18 protein-coding genes are annotated in these 16,318 nt (G+C 47.1%); 16 read left to right on the top strand and 2 right to left on the bottom strand.

The window, feature by feature from the left end; translation table 11 throughout:
- Positions 1-97 precede the first annotated feature (97 nt).
- From fliD to fliT, 3 genes are read left to right on the top strand one after another with little or no spacing between them, the layout of a single operon-like run.
- Positions 98-1,534 (top strand): flagellar filament capping protein FliD, encoded by a 1,437-nt coding sequence (gene fliD, locus Xkoz_RS08090; protein WP_099141676.1) that lies wholly within the window; start codon positions 98-100, stop codon positions 1,532-1,534.
- 12 nt (positions 1,535-1,546) lie between these two features.
- On the top strand, positions 1,547-1,957 hold the full coding sequence (gene fliS / locus Xkoz_RS08085; protein WP_099141675.1) for a flagellar export chaperone FliS: 411 nt from the start codon (positions 1,547-1,549) through the stop codon (positions 1,955-1,957).
- Entirely contained in the window at positions 1,957-2,331 is a 375-nt protein-coding gene (fliT, locus tag Xkoz_RS08080) for a flagella biosynthesis regulatory protein FliT (RefSeq protein ID WP_099141674.1), read from the top strand. Before fliS ends, fliT begins: the two co-directional genes overlap by 1 nt.
- Before the next feature lie 833 nt (positions 2,332-3,164).
- On the opposite strand, the gene fliE is transcribed toward fliT, so the two are convergent.
- Entirely contained in the window at positions 3,165-3,476 is a 312-nt protein-coding gene (gene fliE, locus Xkoz_RS08075; RefSeq protein WP_099141673.1) for a flagellar hook-basal body complex protein FliE, read from the bottom strand.
- 283 nt (positions 3,477-3,759) lie between these two features.
- Here fliE and fliF point away from each other — a divergent pair, with 283 nt between their 5' ends.
- From fliF to fliR, 13 genes are all read left to right on the top strand, one after another.
- Positions 3,760-5,472, top strand: coding sequence for a flagellar basal-body MS-ring/collar protein FliF (fliF, locus tag Xkoz_RS08070; RefSeq protein ID WP_099141672.1), 1,713 nt, complete (start codon positions 3,760-3,762; stop codon positions 5,470-5,472).
- Positions 5,469-6,461 (top strand): flagellar motor switch protein FliG, encoded by a 993-nt coding sequence (gene fliG / locus Xkoz_RS08065; RefSeq protein WP_099141671.1) that lies wholly within the window; start codon positions 5,469-5,471, stop codon positions 6,459-6,461. The genes fliF and fliG overlap by 4 nt, the downstream gene beginning before the upstream one ends.
- On the top strand, positions 6,454-7,158 hold the full coding sequence (gene fliH, locus Xkoz_RS08060; RefSeq protein WP_099141670.1) for a flagellar assembly protein FliH: 705 nt from the start codon (positions 6,454-6,456) through the stop codon (positions 7,156-7,158). Before fliG ends, fliH begins: the two co-directional genes overlap by 8 nt.
- Positions 7,158-8,522: a flagellar protein export ATPase FliI gene (gene fliI / locus Xkoz_RS08055; RefSeq protein ID WP_099141669.1), complete on the top strand. Its 1,365-nt coding sequence runs from the start codon at positions 7,158-7,160 to the stop codon at positions 8,520-8,522. Before fliH ends, fliI begins: the two co-directional genes overlap by 1 nt.
- Before the next feature lie 127 nt (positions 8,523-8,649).
- Entirely contained in the window at positions 8,650-9,096 is a 447-nt protein-coding gene (gene fliJ, locus Xkoz_RS08050) for a flagellar export protein FliJ (protein ID WP_099141668.1), read from the top strand.
- The gene (locus Xkoz_RS24955) at positions 9,093-10,532 is read left to right on the top strand and encodes a flagellar hook-length control protein FliK (protein ID WP_099141667.1); all 1,440 of its coding nucleotides are present in this window, start codon (positions 9,093-9,095) and stop codon (positions 10,530-10,532) included. The genes fliJ and Xkoz_RS24955 overlap by 4 nt, the downstream gene beginning before the upstream one ends.
- Positions 10,533-10,749: 217 nt before the next feature.
- The gene (gene fliL / locus Xkoz_RS08040; RefSeq protein WP_099141666.1) at positions 10,750-11,229 is read left to right on the top strand and encodes a flagellar basal body-associated protein FliL; all 480 of its coding nucleotides are present in this window, start codon (positions 10,750-10,752) and stop codon (positions 11,227-11,229) included.
- A 5-nt stretch (positions 11,230-11,234) separates the two neighbouring features.
- The gene (gene fliM / locus Xkoz_RS08035; protein ID WP_099141665.1) at positions 11,235-12,242 is read left to right on the top strand and encodes a flagellar motor switch protein FliM; all 1,008 of its coding nucleotides are present in this window, start codon (positions 11,235-11,237) and stop codon (positions 12,240-12,242) included.
- The gene (gene fliN / locus Xkoz_RS08030; protein ID WP_047767905.1) at positions 12,235-12,642 is read left to right on the top strand and encodes a flagellar motor switch protein FliN; all 408 of its coding nucleotides are present in this window, start codon (positions 12,235-12,237) and stop codon (positions 12,640-12,642) included. Before fliM ends, fliN begins: the two co-directional genes overlap by 8 nt.
- Before the next feature lie 2 nt (positions 12,643-12,644).
- The gene (gene fliO, locus Xkoz_RS08025) at positions 12,645-13,106 is read left to right on the top strand and encodes a flagellar biosynthetic protein FliO (protein WP_099141664.1); all 462 of its coding nucleotides are present in this window, start codon (positions 12,645-12,647) and stop codon (positions 13,104-13,106) included.
- A 46-nt stretch (positions 13,107-13,152) separates the two neighbouring features.
- Positions 13,153-13,890 (top strand): flagellar type III secretion system pore protein FliP, encoded by a 738-nt coding sequence (gene fliP / locus Xkoz_RS08020; protein WP_099141698.1) that lies wholly within the window; start codon positions 13,153-13,155, stop codon positions 13,888-13,890.
- Between the two features lie 66 nt (positions 13,891-13,956).
- Positions 13,957-14,226, top strand: a complete 270-nt coding sequence (fliQ, locus tag Xkoz_RS08015; protein WP_099141663.1) for a flagellar biosynthesis protein FliQ — start codon at positions 13,957-13,959, stop codon at positions 14,224-14,226.
- A 2-nt stretch (positions 14,227-14,228) separates the two neighbouring features.
- Positions 14,229-15,011 carry a flagellar biosynthetic protein FliR gene (fliR, locus tag Xkoz_RS08010; protein WP_099141662.1) on the top strand — a complete coding sequence of 261 codons (783 nt, stop codon included), beginning with the start codon at positions 14,229-14,231 and terminating at the stop codon, positions 15,009-15,011.
- Between the two features lie 323 nt (positions 15,012-15,334).
- On the opposite strand, the gene abiEi is transcribed toward fliR, so the two are convergent.
- Positions 15,335-15,883: a type IV toxin-antitoxin system AbiEi family antitoxin gene (gene abiEi / locus Xkoz_RS08005; RefSeq protein ID WP_099141661.1), complete on the bottom strand. Its 549-nt coding sequence runs from the start codon at positions 15,881-15,883 to the stop codon at positions 15,335-15,337.
- Between the last annotated feature and the right edge of the window lie 435 nt (positions 15,884-16,318).

Here is a 16,318-nt window from a genome sequence, read left to right as displayed (position 1 = left end):
ATTATTCCGTCCATCAAAAAAATCATTTTGTCAGTAAACTTTTCGTCAATTAATCCGATAACACACCCAGTGATACTTTTTATTAAAAGGAGTCAATATGGCTATTTCCACAGTAGGAGCCACATCTGGGGCATCCGGGAGACTAGATCAACTTGAAGCACAAGAAAGAAAACGTTTACAACCAATAACTCAGCAACAAAGCAGCCATAAAGCCAAGCTAACCGGTTTTGGCACATTAAAAGGCAGTCTGGAAAAATTAAAGAGTGCATCCGAGGAACTGAAAAAGTTCGATAAACTCAGTACCACGAAAACCAGCGAAGATCATAAAATATTTACGCCGAGTACAGATTCCAAAGCCAGCCCGGCTAGCTATGACATTGAAGTCGAACAGCTTGCCAAGGCTCAATCCCTGAAATCTACGGCAGTTGCTGATGTACAAACCCAGTTAGGCAAGTCAGGCCAAGGCACCCGTACCATTACGATTACGCAACCCGGTGAAAAAAAGGCAGGCGAGAAAGAAAAAGGGCCGATGCTCATTACCCTGAAAGATAATGAAACCTCCCTGGTTGAAATCCGCGATGCCATTAATAAACAAGAAGGCAACGTGAATGCCAGCATCATCAAGGCAGAAGATGATAAAAATTATCTGATCCTGACGTCGAAAAAAGCCGGCACAAAATCCGTCATGACGATTGACGTTCAGGGTGATGATAACCTGGCCAGCTTTCTGAACTACAAATCTAACAGCGACGGCAGCAGTGCTAGCAGCACGAGTACAATGGAGCAAGTGGCAGCGCCTGCTAATGCAAAATTAAAAGTCAATAACATCCAGATTGAACGCCAGACGAATGAGATAAAAGATGCCCCCGAAGGCATTACCCTGAATTTGAAAAAGGTTTCCGAAAAAGCAGCCGATGGAAAAACACTAAAATTAGAAACATTGGTGGTTTCCCGCGATATAGAACCCATGAAAGAGGCGATTAAAAAATGGGTGGATAGCTACAATGAACTGCAAAACACCTTCAGTTCATTGACCAAATTCAAGCCCGTTGGGAAAGGCGAAGAAGCCTCAAAAGACAATGGTCCCTTGCTGGGTGACAGTACATTAAAAAGCATTCAAAACCAGCTAAGGCTACAACTGTTTGCGGCACAGGATGTGGCGGATATTGCGACCCTCAATAAACTGGGCATCAAACAAAAATTGGATGGTACGCTGGAAATCAGTAATGAAAAACTGGAAAAGAACCTAAAAGAGAAACCGGCTAATGTTAAAGCGTTCTTTAAAGGTGATGGCGAAAAAACCGGTTTTGCCACCCAGACCTATAATTTATTGAAAAAAACCCTAGATAGCCATGAAGGCACTATCGACACAGCCACAGAAGGTATCAAAAAGACGCTGAAAACACTGGAAAAGCAAGCAGAACAGACTAACAGAAACATTGATGCCACAATCGAGCGCTATAAAAAACAATTTACCGCACTGGATAAACTTATCGGTTCAATGAATTTATCTCTGGCCCAACTTTTAGGATAAAAAAGGACACTAATGTATCAACATACGGCAAGCCAGTTATACGCTCAGGTCGATCTTGAGAGCGAAATTATGAATGCCTCTCCCTATCAGTTGATTCAGATATTGTTCAACGGGGCGCTCAGCGCCCTGCGTCGTGCGATTATTCTGATGCAACAAGGGAATATTCCAGAAAAAGGCTTAGCTATTTCAAAGGCGATCAATATCATCGATAATGGTCTGAAAGCGGGATTAGATTTCGAGAAAGGCGGCGAGATTGCCCAAAATCTGTTTGCTTTATATGATTATATGGGTCGTCGTTTACTCCATGCCAATTTACGCAATGATGAGAAGGCCATTACCGAAGTAATTAATTTACTTACCGAGATTTCAGACGCTTGGCGGCAAATAGGTCCTCATTACAACGCCAGTCAGGATATTGTTTAATGAAAAATGATATGGATCTTTTGTCAGCTTACCAGCGGATCCTGAGTATAAGTGAGCAAATGATTGAGTTAGCTAGAAATGAAAAGTGGGATGAACTGGTTGATATGGAGATCACTTATCTGACGGCAGTGGAAATAGTGACTTTACTATCAAAAAACGCAGACGCTCCCATTTCATTACAGCAACAATTGACCAAAATTTTACAAGCTGCCTTGGATAATGAAAAAGAAACTAAGAGATTGTTGCAAAGAAGGTTAAATGAACTCAGTGACTTGATTAAACAGGAAAGCCGTAAACAACTCTTACATGATACCTACGGGCAGTTCCCGATCAATAGCTATGAAATGGAGTTGACGACGACGGAGTCAAAATAGAGATAACACAGACACCCGTGATCCCATTTAACAATAATACTGCTTAATGGTGTCATTTATTTTTTCATTTTAGGTTAGGTGTCAATTCGTCACTATCATTTTTTTGGTTAATCTAATTCGGCACTTTATTGTATTTATAATTTGCAAACAATCAAGATATCTTATCTATAATTTTTAACAAAAAATTAACCAACAAATGATAGTGGCGACTCACTGGAGAAATTAACCGGATATATTATCATTAGGTATTATTTTCAATGAGAGGATAAATAATACTAACAAACTATATAAATAACTTTGTTATCATTGTAATATTATTCATTCATCAAATAGGATTTTCTTAGGCAATCGTTTTTATCGCCAACTCAATTAGTTAGACCGAAGAGTGTTCATTAACCGAAACCCGCTTCTTATATCGATATCACGCCTGAAAAGAGAGTGACACCCACTCCCCTGACTGATAATAAATAACCATCCAGCGAGAAAATGAATAATCTTGAATGGCGGCTAAAAATGCAGAAATGGAATAATAGAGGGAAATAGATTAGAGCATTAACCAGCCAGTATATAAATCCTGACAGCGATTTTATGTCTTTCTTTGTTGAAAAAATATGAAAATAATTACACAACCAACAGAAATTAAACCAAAAGAAGAAACCCAAAATCCAGTCTAACCCATTTATGCTCTTCTCTTTCCAAAGAGAGATTATGGTCATAGCTGAATTTTTAAAGACAAAGACTAAAAAAATACACACGGCTTGTTACAGCTGATCAGTGATACTCATCATCTGTAACATCCCGTCATCTGTATAACTCAATATTCACCTGAAACATCACACCTGCATATTCATAATCTCGTGATAGGCGCTAACCAGCTTATTCCTCACCTGAATGCCCATTTGCAGGGAAATGCTCGATTTTTGCATCGTTACCATAACATCATTTAACTCCACACCGGGCGCCCCCAAAGTGAAATTTTGTGCCTGCTTGGTCGCATTCAGGCGGGTTTGGTTTATTTTTTCCACTGCCGCAGTCAATTGGCTGGCAAAACCGCCTTGTACTGGAATAGGTTTGGCAATGTTTGCTGCTTGTAATGACTGGACCTGCATCTGTTGCAGTACACCTTCAATTGCCGGAATTGACATAAAAACCTCGCGTTAAATCACCCTATTGATTATGTGATTAAGTGCCATATTAGCCATAGGCTGATTGGCAGTTTCCACGACTGCCACCGTAACATAGCCTTTCTAAACTAAAGCGGGTAATTAAAGTAAAAATTCGAAGCTTATTGTGCCATTAAAAGAGGTGTGAACAGCGAATAATGATGGGATTAATAGTAGAAAGAACCTTTTCGCTTGCGTATGGGGAGTCTGTTTTGTTACGCCACGCTTTTAGTTTTCATGTTGACCAGCAAGGCAAGGATCGTCTATGAGTGCAGCAACAACCGACGTTGAAAACCAAAATAAAGGTTTCAACGCTATCATCAGCAGGATAAAAGCTGATCCAAAAGTTCCGTTATTAGTTGCTGGCTCTGCTGCCATCGCTATCGTTATCGCCCTGTTTCTCTGGTTACGCAGTCCCGACTATCGGGTGCTTTACAGCAACCTGAGTGATAAAGATGGCGGCGCGATCGTTACGCAATTAACCCAAATGAATATCCCTTACCGTTTTGCCGACAATGGCTCGGCCCTCATGATCCCTGCCGACAAGGTGCATGAGACTCGCCTGAAACTGGCACAACAAGGATTACCCAATGGGGGAGCTGCGGGTTTCGAACTCTTGGATAAAGAAAAGTTCGGTATCAGCCAATTCAGTGAACAGATAAATTACCAGCGCGCGCTGGAAGGTGAGTTGTCTCGTACCGTGGAATCACTTGGCCCGGTCCAGAGTGCCCGTGTCCATCTGGCCCTGCCGAAGCCTTCCCTGTTCGTTCGTGAACAAAAATCACCATCAGCCTCAGTGACAGTGGGATTACTGCAAGGCCGGGTGCTGGATGAAGGACAAATCAATGCCATCGTGCATATGATTTCAAGCAGTGTTGCTGGCTTACCCGCAGCCAATGTCACGATTGTCGATCAATCCGGGCGCCTGCTAACACAAAGTGATGCCACCGGCCGTGATTTAAATACCACCCAGTTGAAATATACCCAGGAAGTGGAAAACCGTTTCCAGCATCGGATTGAAACCATTCTGGCACCGGTGGTTGGCCGGGGTAACGTGCATGCACAGGTCACTGCACAAATTGATTTCTCCCAGCGCGAAGAAACCGCGGAAGAATATAAACCTAACCAACCCCCGAATCAGGCTGCGGTTCGTTCTAAACAGAGCAGTACCAGCGAGCAAAGCGGCGGGCCATTGGTCGGTGGTGTGCCGGGGGCATTATCAAACCAGCCAAGTGCTGCCCCCAGTGCGCCCATTGAAAAACCGAACGCCAATGCCAAAGGCAACGGTGACGAAAAATCTGACCAACCGCGCAACAATACTAACAAAAACAGTAGCTACGAGCGCATGTTAAGCAATAACCGCAATAACCGTTATGACGAAACCACAAACTACGAAGTGGATCGCACTATTCGTCATACCCAATTGCAGGCTGGCGCAGTGAAACGTCTTTCGGTTGCAGTTGTGGTTAACTATGCCACCGTTCAGGGGGAAAAGGGCCCTGAAACACAAGCGCTGACACCAGAACAATTATCACAGATTGAAGCACTAACCCGTGAAGCGATGGGTTTCTCTCCTGACCGGGGTGATAGCCTGAATGTGGTTAATACACAGTTCAATGACACCACCGAAGTGATAGCGCCGTTGCCATTCTGGCAGCACCCTGCCCTACTGGAGAAATTGTTGGAAGCCGGCCGTTGGTTACTGTTTGTCTTCGTTGCATGGTTACTGTGGCGTAAGATGATCGTCCCACAAATCGCCAAAAAACGTGCAGCGGAAAAAGCGGCCTTGGAAGCGCAAAAGAACCCGCCGAAGCAGCGCGTCGAAACCCATGCTGAATTGGACGAAAAAATGCGCCGCAAGTTAGCGCGCCAACGTGTCAATGTTGAGCTTCAAAGCCAGCGTCTCCGTGAACTGGCAGAAAAAGATCCGCGCGTCGTCGCGCTGGTGATCCGTCAATGGATGAGTAACGAACAATGAGCCTGACCGGAACAGAAAGAAGTGCCGTCATGTTAATGACCTTGGGAGAAGATCAGGCGGCCGAGGTGTTTAAGCACCTGAACTCCCGTGAAGTACAACAACTGAGTGTGGCGATGGCAGGGACGAAACAAGTCTCCAATCAGCAACTGGTTGAAGTGCTGGCCGCGTTTGAAGAAGATGCGGAGCAGTACGCTGCCCTTAGCATCAACGCTAACGACTATTTGCGCAATGTCCTGATCAAGGCATTGGGTGAAGAGCGCGCTTCCAGCTTGCTTGAGGATATCCTTGAGTCCCGTGATACCACGACCGGCATCGAAACGCTCAACTTTATGGAGCCGCAGATGGCGGCCGATATGATCCGCGATGAACATCCACAGATCATTGCCACCATTTTAGTTCACCTGAGCCGGGGTCAGGCAGCCGATATCCTTGCCTTGCTGGATGATCGCCTGCGTAACGATGTCATGCTGCGTATCGCCACCTTTGGTGGTGTACAGCCATCTGCGTTGGCGGAATTGACGGAAGTACTGAATAACCTGCTGGATGGTCAGAACCTGAAACGCAGCAAAATGGGGGGTATTCGTACTGCGGCAGAAATCATTAACTTGATGAAAAGCCAGCAGGAAGAAAGTGTCATCGAGGCGGTTCGCTCCTACGATAACGAACTGGCACAGAAAATCATTGATGAAATGTTCCTGTTCGAAAATCTCATCAACGTGGACGATCGCAGTATCCAACGTCTGTTGCAGGATATCTCAACCGATTCCTTGCTGGTGGCATTGAAAGGTTGCGATCAGGCACTGCGCGATCACTTCCTCAATAATATGTCGCAACGTGCTGCTGAAATCATGCGCGATGATTTGGCGACTCGTGGCCCGGTACGGATGTCCCAAGTGGAAGCCGAGCAGAAAACCATTTTGCTTGTTGTGCGTCGTCTGGCAGAAAGTGGCGAAATGCTCCTAAATGGGGGTGACGATACCTATGTCTGATAAGTCGAATAATGGAAACTGGCGGCCTTGGCAGCCAGGTGAATTGACTCAGTGGGAAACCCTGCGGGCAAAACTGGAGCCAATGGATGAGAAACCGGAGCCAAGCGAACAGGATCGGCTGCTGGAACAAGCAAGAGTGCTGGACGAGCTAAAAGAACAAGCGCGTCAGGCAGGTCATGCGCAAGGTTTTTCTGAAGGCCAGATACAAGGCTATGAACAAGGGCTCAATGAAGGCCGACAAGCCGGGCTGGAACAAGGGTTGCAGGAAGCCAGACAGCAACAACAAGTGATTATCGATCAGTGGAAAGCCTTGCTAACGGACTTTAACCATTCACTGGATGGTTTGGATACGGTGATTGCTTCCCGTCTGATGCAACTGGCACTGACCGCTGCCCATCACATTCTGGGGCAGCCTGCTGTGTGCGATGGCACTGCCCTCTTGAATCAGATCCGTGAATTTATCCAGCAAGAACCCATGTTCAGCGGAAAACCTCAATTACGTCTCCATCCACAAAATATCCCCCTGGTTGAGCAGCAACTGGGGGAAGTCCTGGCGCTGCACGGCTGGCGCTTAGTGGCTGATAACAAATTGCATCCGGGCGGCTGTAAAGTCAGCGCCGATGAAGGGGATATGGACGCCAGTTTAGCCACTCGCTGGCATGAAATGTGCCGTCTGGCAGCACCGGGAGAATTGTGATGACGGCAAGACTGGGTCGCTGGCTGGCAACCTTGGATTCATTGGAAAAGCGGTTGGAAAAAACACCAAAAGTACGTCGCTATGGACGGCTAACCCGTGCCACCGGCTTGGTGCTGGAAGCCACCGGCTTACATATGCCTCTCGGTGCAACCTGCCTGATCGAGCGTCAAAATGGCAACACCATTGAAGAGGTGGAAAGTGAAGTTGTCGGCTTCAATGGCGAAAAACTGTTGTTGATGCCACTGGAAGAATTGGAAGGCATCGTGCCGGGCGCCCGTGTCTACGCCCGTTCTTATGGCGAAGACACCGGGGCCGGACGCCGTTTACCTCTGGGGCCAGAATTACTTGGCAGGGTTCTGGATGGAGCCGGTCGTCCCCTTGATGGTTTGCCTGCCCCCGATACAGGCTATCGCGCCCCGTTGACAACCCCCCCGTTGAATCCCTTGCAACGAACCCCTATCAGCAATGTATTGGATGTCGGTGTCCGGGCGATTAACGCCTTGCTGACTGTCGGTCGTGGGCAACGCATGGGATTATTTGCTGGCTCCGGTGTTGGTAAAAGTGTCCTGCTTGGCATGATGGCACGTTATACGCAGGCAGACGTGATTGTTGTGGGATTGATTGGCGAACGTGGCCGTGAAGTTAAGGACTTTATCGAAAATATTTTAGGGGTGGAAGGTTTGTCACGCTCTGTCGTTGTCGCCGCCCCCGCCGATGTTTCACCGTTACTGAGGATGCAAGGCGCCTCTTATGCCACGCGCATCGCCGAAGATTTTCGCGACAAAGGGAAACATGTTTTGTTGATCATGGATTCCCTGACCCGTTACAGCATGGCGCAACGTGAAATTGCCCTGGCTATCGGTGAACCCCCAGCGACTAAAGGTTATCCCCCTTCGGTATTTGCCAAGTTACCGGCACTGGTGGAAAGAGCCGGTAATGGTGTCAGTGATGGCGGCTCCATTACTGCCTTTTACACCGTACTGACAGAGGGCGATGACCAGCAAGATCCGATTGCCGACGCTGCCCGCGCCATCCTTGATGGTCATATCGTGCTATCGCGTTCACTGGCGGAATCAGGTCATTATCCTGCCATTGATATCGAGGCGTCCATTAGCCGTGCCATGACCGCGCTCATCGACAATACCCATTATCGGCGAGTACAACATTTCAAACAGTTGCTTTCCAGTTACCAGCGCAACCGGGATTTGATCAACGTGGGTGCCTATGCAGCGGGCAGTGATCCCCTCCTTGACCGGGCAATTGAGCTTTATCCGCATATGGCTCAATTCCTGCAACAAGGCATTGACGAGCGCAGCGAGTATGATGTGGCCAGTGCCCAGCTTCAACAATTATTGCCGATATAAAATCTTGCTTATGGGGGGCTTAGCCGGGAAATATTTTGCCAAGGGGTATAACGTTTATCGATACAGTGCCGATATAACTTAATTCAGTCACGCTGACGTCTGTTTGGTGATTAACACGAGGAAATACATGCAACAACACTCCCCTCTCATGACCTTGCGTGAACTGGCCCAGGATGCGGTAGAAAAAGCCGCTTCCCAACTTGCACAGATTCGGCAAAGTCACCAACAAATGGAGCAACAACTCACGGCGTTAATGGATTATCAGGATGAGTATCGTGGCCGTTTGAATAACACGCTCAGCAGTGGGATGTCCTGCTCGACTTGGCAAAATTACCAGCAGTTTATGAAAACGCTGGAAATGGCCATTGAACAGCACAAATTACAGCTTAACCAATGGAAAAAACGCCTTGAGCAAGCCATGTCACAATGGCAGGAAAAGCAGCAACGCCTGAACGCCTTCGACACACTGCAACAGCGGGCAGAGCACAATTTGAAGTTACACCAAAATCGCATGGAGCAAAAACAAATGGATGAGTACGCACAACGCGGTGCACAACGGAGAATGAAACAATGAATCTCACTCTTTTGCCTACTGATATTAAATTCACGGACAAAGGTACGGATAAAAGTCAACCGACTTTGAAGAATACCGTGACAGATAACCATTCTTCTCAATTTGGGCAACTTCTCAATGCCGAAACAGCCGCTATGCGCAAGCCTGCCCTCCATGCGGCGAATAATAGACTGAAAGAGGAAAAACCGACCCCCGATAAAACAAACTGGCCGCCATTAACCGCAGAGTCAGACAAGCGTGTGGTTACGGACAAATCTCAGTTGGAAACAGCAACCGCACCACAAGAAAACTGTGCTGAATTTGCGGTATTAAAAGATGAAGACCTCTTGTCAGCCGAAGCATTAAGTGCAGCGATACCTGTCCAGCTTGCCGGGTTGCTTAACCCTCAGGCCAAGTCTTCTATTCTGCCTGAAAACGCCAATGGATTGATGGGCAATGGCCGGTTAGAAAATAGCTTATTAGAAAATGAAGGGCTGAAAAACCCATCCCCAGAAGAAACCTTGCTGGAAAATGAAGGGCTGGATAGCGCAAACAGCACGGTTAACTCACTTTTGGCTGGCAGTGCCAAAAAGGGCAGCTTCACTGACACGCACTTTGCCAGCGAATTTAAAACCCATGAGCCAGATGAAAGCCTCCAGCTTGCTTCCCAGCAGGAGATTTTCCCGAATAATAAAACCGAGGGTTCTGCCGACCTTCCATCTGCATTGGCACCGCTCGCCGGACAAATCAAACTGGCCACCAATAACAAGGCAGGTATTGATAATGCACGGCCCAAAAATGCAGCTTCAAATAATAGCAACGAGCTAAACCTGCCCCAGATAGCAATTCAGGCAACCGCTGCATTGACCACCTCTACGGCAGAGACAACGTCCATAGACTCACCTGCGGTATTGGCACCCTCTACCCCGCTTGCCGCCGGACAACCCCCAGCGGGGCAATTCCAACTGAACAGCACAACAATGCCTTTAACAACACCTTTATTGAATGCGCATCTTGGCAGCGAAGAGTGGCAGCAACAACTCAATCAACAGGTGCTGTTCTTTAACCGTAATGGTTTGCAACAGGCAGAACTTCGCTTGCATCCCCAAGAGCTGGGGGCACTGCATATTCGCATGAGTGTTGAAGATAATCAGGCGCAGTTGCACTTTATGTCCGCCCATCAAAATATCCGTGCGGCTTTGGAAGCAGCATTACCAGGGTTACGCCATGCGCTGGCTGAAAATGGTATCCAATTGGCACAAAGCAGCGTCAACAGCGATACCCAGCAAGGAAACGGGCAACAAGCGCATTTTGCCAATAACCCAAACCGCGACCCCAATTCCCATGCGGAAAATCAAGACCCGGGTTTAGCGCCGGCAATCTCACATACCGCCGCCATCAAAGTGACACCGCAACCGCTCACCACTATCCGAGGAGGCATTGATACTTTTGCCTGATTATCCACCCAAACATTCGTCCAATGTCATGGGATCATCCGAATAAAACGAAAACGGATCGATAGCAAACGCGTGAGTTAATGGTTTTTTCCCCGTTTGTTCCGGCCATTGCCGGAACAAAGACGCGGGATAATTGATATCGATTTTGATGGATAAGGCTTCCGCCACGGAATGCGCGGTAACTTATTCGCAACAGAAAACAGGAATTTATCTGTCCATGTCTGATTATAGCTACGAGCATAAACGCACAAATCCAATTTGGATGATACTGTTAGTACTAATTGCTGTTCTTGGTGTTGCCATCGGAGGGTATAGCTGGTGGGTAATGAACCAGTCAGCCAACAACAGCACTACAGAGAAAACCAAGGCCATTGATGCCCCCGTATTCATGACCCTGGAGCCTTTTACCGTCAATTTGATCGACAACGAAGAGCATTTCGATCGTGTCTTGTACGTTGGCATCACTTTGCGTTTGGTTGACGAGAAAACCCGGCAGCGCTTCCATGAATATCTGCCAGAAGTTCGTAGCCGTATGTTGCTGTTATTGTCTCGCCAGAAAGCCACCGATCTGGCAAAAGATGACGGCAAGTTGCGTTTGGTGACAGATATCAAACAGACACTGCACCCGACACTAATACCCGGTGAACCCGATCAGGAAATCACCGATGTGTTGTTTACCACGTTTATTCTGCGATAATCACAATGAGTGACAATATTCTTTCACAAGCAGAGATCGATGCTCTGCTCAATGGTGACAGTGTCTCTTCTGATGACGTAGAACAAACTGCGTCCCAAGAAAACGAAGTTCGCCCTTACGATCCGAATACACAGCGCCGTGTTGTGCGCGAACGTTTGCAGTCACTGGAAATCATCAATGAACGTTTTGCCCGCCAATTCAGGATGGGGCTGTTTAACATGCTGCGCCGCAGCCCGGATATTACGGTCGGCGCTATCAAGATCCAGCCTTACCACGAATTTGCCCGCAATTTGGCCGTCCCCACCAACCTCAACCTGGTTCATCTGAAACCGTTGAGGGGAACGGCACTGTTCGCTTTCGAGCCTAGCTTAGTTTATATCGCCGTTGATAACCTGTTTGGGGGGGATGGCCGTTTTCCAACCAAAGTGGAAGGCCGTGAATTCACCTATACTGAGCAGCGGATCATCAACCGGATGCTGAAACTGGCACTGGATGCCTATCGTGACGCCTGGGATTCCATTTTCAAACTTGAAGTGGAATACGTGCGTTCCGAAACGCAGGTGAAATTCACCAATATCACCACGTCACCGAATGACATCGTGGTGACAACACCATTCCAGGTAGAGATCGGCGCATTGACCGGGGAATTCAATATTTGTATCCCATTCGCCATGATCGAGCCTCTGCGCGAGCGCCTGACCAATCCACCGGTGGAAAATGTGCGTCAGGAAGAGAGCCAGTGGCGTGAAAGTCTGGTGAAGCAAGTTCAACATTCAGAATTAGAACTGGTGGCGAACTTTGTTGATATTCCGCTACAGCTATCAAAGATACTTCAATTGAAAAGAGGCGATATCTTGCCGATTGAAAAACCTGAACGCCTAATCGTTCACGTTGACGGTGTGCCTGTGCTCACCAGTCAATATGGAACCCTGAACGGGCAATATGCCCTGCGTGTTGAACACCTGATTAACCCTGTCTTAACGGCTCTGGATGAGGAAAAGCCCAATGAGTGATGCTAAACAACCTACAGATACCAGCTCGACTGAAGATATGTGGGCAGAAGCGCTGGAACAACAGGCCGCACAGCAAACCTCTGACGGCGGCGCGTCAATATTTGAGAATCTGGAAGCGCAGGATGCGTTAGCGCAACTTTCTGATATTGATTTGATCATGGATATTCCCGTTAAGCTCTCTGTCGAGCTGGGGCGTACCAAAATGACCATTAAACAATTGTTGAGACTATCACAAGGCTCAGTGGTTCCCCTTGATGGCCTGGCGGGTGAACCATTGGATATCCTGATTAATGGTTATTTGATCGCTCAAGGAGAAGTGGTTGTCGTATCCGATAAATACGGTATCCGTATCACCGATATCATCACGCCTTCTGAGCGTATGCGTCGCTTGAGTCGTTAACCATGATGGCAAACCCGCCTTCCATGCATACTGCTTTTCAACAAGGTGCGGCATCTGATGCTGCACCTGTTAACACGGCAACCCACCATGCCCCCCTGCCAGCCAGCCAAACGTTGATGCAAATCAGCAGTGCCCTGGGCGGGGTTTTATTGCTGATTTTTTTCATCACATGGCTAGTTCGCCGTTTGGGTTTTGCCCCTGCCAAAAGCAAAAATCCTCGTTTGCTAAACGTTAAGGCAAGCTGCTCCCTGGGGCCGAAAGAACGGGTTGTTGTGGTAGAAGTTGACGATAACTGGCTGGTTTTGGGTGTCACATCCCAACAGATTAATCTGCTGCATCAGATGCCTGCACCACCTGACACCGTGGACAAGGAGACTGCGTTCAAGTCACAGCCATTTGGTCAGATGCTGAAAAATACTCTCCAGCGAAAAAATAAGAATAATCAGGACGATGATGAAAAATAACGTTTTTTTTGTGGCCGGCAAAAAATGTGTCTCGCGACTTTACCAAATGCGTTTGACCACGCTGTTTATGGCGCTCCTGCTGCCGCTGTTCCCCATGAACGCGGCGGCTGAGTTTCCTGGCATCATCAGCCAGCCTTTAGCCAATGGCGGACAAAGTTGGTCATTGCCCGTGCAAACCCTGATTTTCATCACGGCACTGGGGTTTATCCCCGCCGCCCTGCTCATGATGACCAGTTTTACCCGCATCATCATTGTACTTGGTTTGTTGCGCAATGCGCTGGGAACCCCTTCTGCACCGCCTAACCAAGTGATGCTGGGTTTGGCGCTGTTTATGACTTTTTTCATCATGGCGCCGGTATTCGATAAAGTCTACCAAAACGCCTACCTGCCCTACAGTGAGGATAAAATCACGCTGGAAGCGGCACTGGATCATGGTGCCAAGCCCTTGCGCCAATTCATGTTACGCCAAACACGGGAAAATGATCTGGCCCTGTTTGCTCGTCTTGCCGATCAAGGGACATTTGAAACGGCGGATTCCGTTCCAATGCGCGTACTCGTTCCCGCGTTTATTACCAGTGAATTGAAAACCGCGTTCCAGATTGGCTTTACCCTCTTCATTCCGTTCCTGATCATCGATCTGGTTGTTGCCAGTGTCTTGATGGCGTTAGGGATGATGATGGTTCCACCCGCCACCATCTCACTGCCCTTCAAACTGATGCTGTTTGTCTTAGTCGATGGTTGGCAATTATTACTGGGTTCACTGGCACAGAGTTTTTATGTCTAATCAACAGCTTGATGTCTAGCGTGAAATCTCATTGGAATAAAGATCAAAAAGCGGTTTGAGAAAATTATGACTCCAGAATCAGTAATGGCCCTCGGTGTTGAGGCAATGAAAGTGGCGTTGGCACTGGCTGCGCCACTCCTTTTGTCTGCCTTAATTTGTGGTTTGATTATCAGCTTATTGCAGGCGGCGACTCAGGTAAACGAGATGACCCTATCGTTTATTCCGAAAATTTTGGCCGTTTTCGTGACTATCGTCACCGCCGGGCCATGGATGCTCAATTTACTGCTGGATTACATGCGCACCCTGTTTAGCAGCATTCCGGCTATTATCGGTTAATTATGATCCCGTTTGATAGCGAAACCCTTTCCCGCCTTGCCAGTGATTTTTTCTGGCCCTTGGCGCGCCTGTTAGCCTTGTTCAGCACCGCCCCTATTTTCAGTGAAAAACAGATACCAATAAAAGTTAAAATTGGCGCGGCATTAGCGATCACCGCCTTACTCGTTCCAACGCTGCCTTCCCCGCAAATTCCGATTTTTTCGGTTGCCGGAATTTGGGTTTTGCTACAACAAATCTTGATTGGTATGGCGTTGGGATTGACCATGCAGATCGCCTTTGCCGTAGTGCGTCATGCCGGTGAAGTGCTCGGCTTACAAATGGGGCTTTCATTCGCCACCTTTTTTGATCCTACCGGCGGCCCGAATATGCCTATTTTAGCCCGCATTCTGAATATGATGATGATGTTGCTGTTCCTGGCGCTTGACGGGCATTTATGGTTATTGTCGATTCTGGCAGATACGTTTTATTCCATTCCAATCCATACAACCCAATTGAATCCAAAGGGTTTCTTATTGCTATCCCAAAGCGCCAGCCTGATCTTTGTCAATGGCATGATGCTGGCTATGCCAATGATTACTTTACTTCTGGTGTTGAATCTTTCTCTGGGCATGCTAAATCGTATGACTCCCCAACTTTCTGTCTTTGTCGTCGGTTTTCCCCTGACCCTGACCGTCGGCATTTTCACCCTTTCCCTGTTGTTCCCCATGCTGGTGCCGTTTACTGAGCGGCTATTTGGAGAAATGTTTGATCGCCTGGCGATCATTGTTCATGAACTGGTACTGTAGCCATTTTTTCTGGTAAGCCCGCCATCTGGCGGGATAACTTCCACCTTGTCCCAGATCTTTAGAAGAACTTTATTGTTGCGTCGATGACTTTTATCAAAAATTTATCCCTCTCTGGCATCAATAACTCATTGAAAACAATTGAAAACGGATGACTCAAACATTGTGGTTCAATAATTTTGGTCACCTTCTGAGAGGTGTTATTATCACCCATCGTTATAACTTGAATGAAACTGTATTGTCTCCTGAAGAATACAAACTACCCTGCACCGTGGTTAACAATGCCTTTAGGCTAGTTGTCAAATAGGTAGAAAATGCTTCTTGCCCTACACTTCTGTCGTATAGACATAATCGAGCTCCTCCCGTTGAACTAAATGCATATTCCTCCCCACTCTTTTTTGGTCACGCAGAGCCGTTTCTTTTTTTGCGATACGCAGGGGACCACGGCTTTCTAACGTTGCCTTCAAAATTTCGCTAGGCTCTCTGCTGGTGTGGGTGATTTCAATTACCCCCCACGGGGTTTTAAACTCCCCTGATCTGCCAGTAGACATAATTGTCAGGCGGTCGATTGGGATTTGCGAGATGAGTCCATATTGAGATAAAGCTGACTCTAGGCTGATATAATTATATTCGCCTCGTCGGATGTTTTTGGCGATAGTCTCCAGAGGGTAGCTTCCCATGCTGGCTCGCGTATAGACATAAACGCCTTTGGTGATGCGGAGTAACAGTCCGGCTTTGGCGAGACGAGCAATAGATTTTTGTAATGTCTTGGAGGGCTCATCAACAAAGATGACTTCCAAATCTTGTAAAAGAAAAATGGCTTTCCCCATTTTGCTGAATTCATCTAACTTATTAATTGCTGTGATCCTATCCATTTCATTATCTCTACTCTAATACCCCTTTAAAGGGTTATATGTGTATAGATATCTATCATAGCAATTATTTTTATACACAAAAACCCCATTTTTGGGGTTTTTGTGTAAAGATGCATGAATTTTAGATCCCTTTGACTCTGTCATGACTTATCTGGCTGAACTTTGCCAGCCCACCCCCCGATTGAGAAAAACGCCCGCCCTAGACGATGGCAGAAAGCAAGGTGTGATTCATCGTACGCTCACACAAAAAGTATCGACACAGGGTGGTTATTTCAGTTAGCTTAATTTCATAGAGTTACTATAAAGTGCATATTTAGCATAAAAAACCACCTAAAAACACATAACCAGTTCATTTTTACAAAAAATTAATGGGAGGCAGTATTTAATTCATTTCCAGATAGGGGCAATCAGCCAAAACCTAACGAGCACAAAGGA

Source organism: Xenorhabdus kozodoii, from assembly GCF_002632875.1.
Lineage (GTDB): Bacteria > Pseudomonadota > Gammaproteobacteria > Enterobacterales > Enterobacteriaceae > Xenorhabdus > Xenorhabdus kozodoii.
This window is presented reverse-complemented; position numbering and strand designations above follow the sequence as displayed.

Bases quoted from the DNA above. Each gene is read 5' to 3' on its own strand.
- fliD (WP_099141676.1), top strand. From the start codon at position 98: ATGGCTATTTCCACAGTAGGAGCCACATCTGGGGCATCCGGGAGACTA.
- fliS (WP_099141675.1), top strand. From the start codon at position 1,547: ATGTATCAACATACGGCAAGCCAGTTATACGCTCAGGTCGATCTTGAG.
- fliT (WP_099141674.1), top strand. From the start codon at position 1,957: ATGAAAAATGATATGGATCTTTTGTCAGCTTACCAGCGGATCCTGAGT.
- fliE (WP_099141673.1), bottom strand. From the start codon at position 3,476: ATGTCAATTCCGGCAATTGAAGGTGTACTGCAACAGATGCAGGTCCAG.
- fliF (WP_099141672.1), top strand. From the start codon at position 3,760: ATGAGTGCAGCAACAACCGACGTTGAAAACCAAAATAAAGGTTTCAAC.
- fliG (WP_099141671.1), top strand. From the start codon at position 5,469: ATGAGCCTGACCGGAACAGAAAGAAGTGCCGTCATGTTAATGACCTTG.
- fliH (WP_099141670.1), top strand. From the start codon at position 6,454: ATGTCTGATAAGTCGAATAATGGAAACTGGCGGCCTTGGCAGCCAGGT.
- fliI (WP_099141669.1), top strand. From the start codon at position 7,158: ATGACGGCAAGACTGGGTCGCTGGCTGGCAACCTTGGATTCATTGGAA.
- fliJ (WP_099141668.1), top strand. From the start codon at position 8,650: ATGCAACAACACTCCCCTCTCATGACCTTGCGTGAACTGGCCCAGGAT.
- Xkoz_RS24955 (WP_099141667.1), top strand. From the start codon at position 9,093: ATGAATCTCACTCTTTTGCCTACTGATATTAAATTCACGGACAAAGGT.
- fliL (WP_099141666.1), top strand. From the start codon at position 10,750: ATGTCTGATTATAGCTACGAGCATAAACGCACAAATCCAATTTGGATG.
- fliM (WP_099141665.1), top strand. From the start codon at position 11,235: ATGAGTGACAATATTCTTTCACAAGCAGAGATCGATGCTCTGCTCAAT.
- fliN (WP_047767905.1), top strand. From the start codon at position 12,235: ATGAGTGATGCTAAACAACCTACAGATACCAGCTCGACTGAAGATATG.
- fliO (WP_099141664.1), top strand. From the start codon at position 12,645: ATGATGGCAAACCCGCCTTCCATGCATACTGCTTTTCAACAAGGTGCG.
- fliP (WP_099141698.1), top strand. From the start codon at position 13,153: ATGCGTTTGACCACGCTGTTTATGGCGCTCCTGCTGCCGCTGTTCCCC.
- fliQ (WP_099141663.1), top strand. From the start codon at position 13,957: ATGACTCCAGAATCAGTAATGGCCCTCGGTGTTGAGGCAATGAAAGTG.
- fliR (WP_099141662.1), top strand. From the start codon at position 14,229: ATGATCCCGTTTGATAGCGAAACCCTTTCCCGCCTTGCCAGTGATTTT.
- abiEi (WP_099141661.1), bottom strand. From the start codon at position 15,883: ATGGATAGGATCACAGCAATTAATAAGTTAGATGAATTCAGCAAAATG.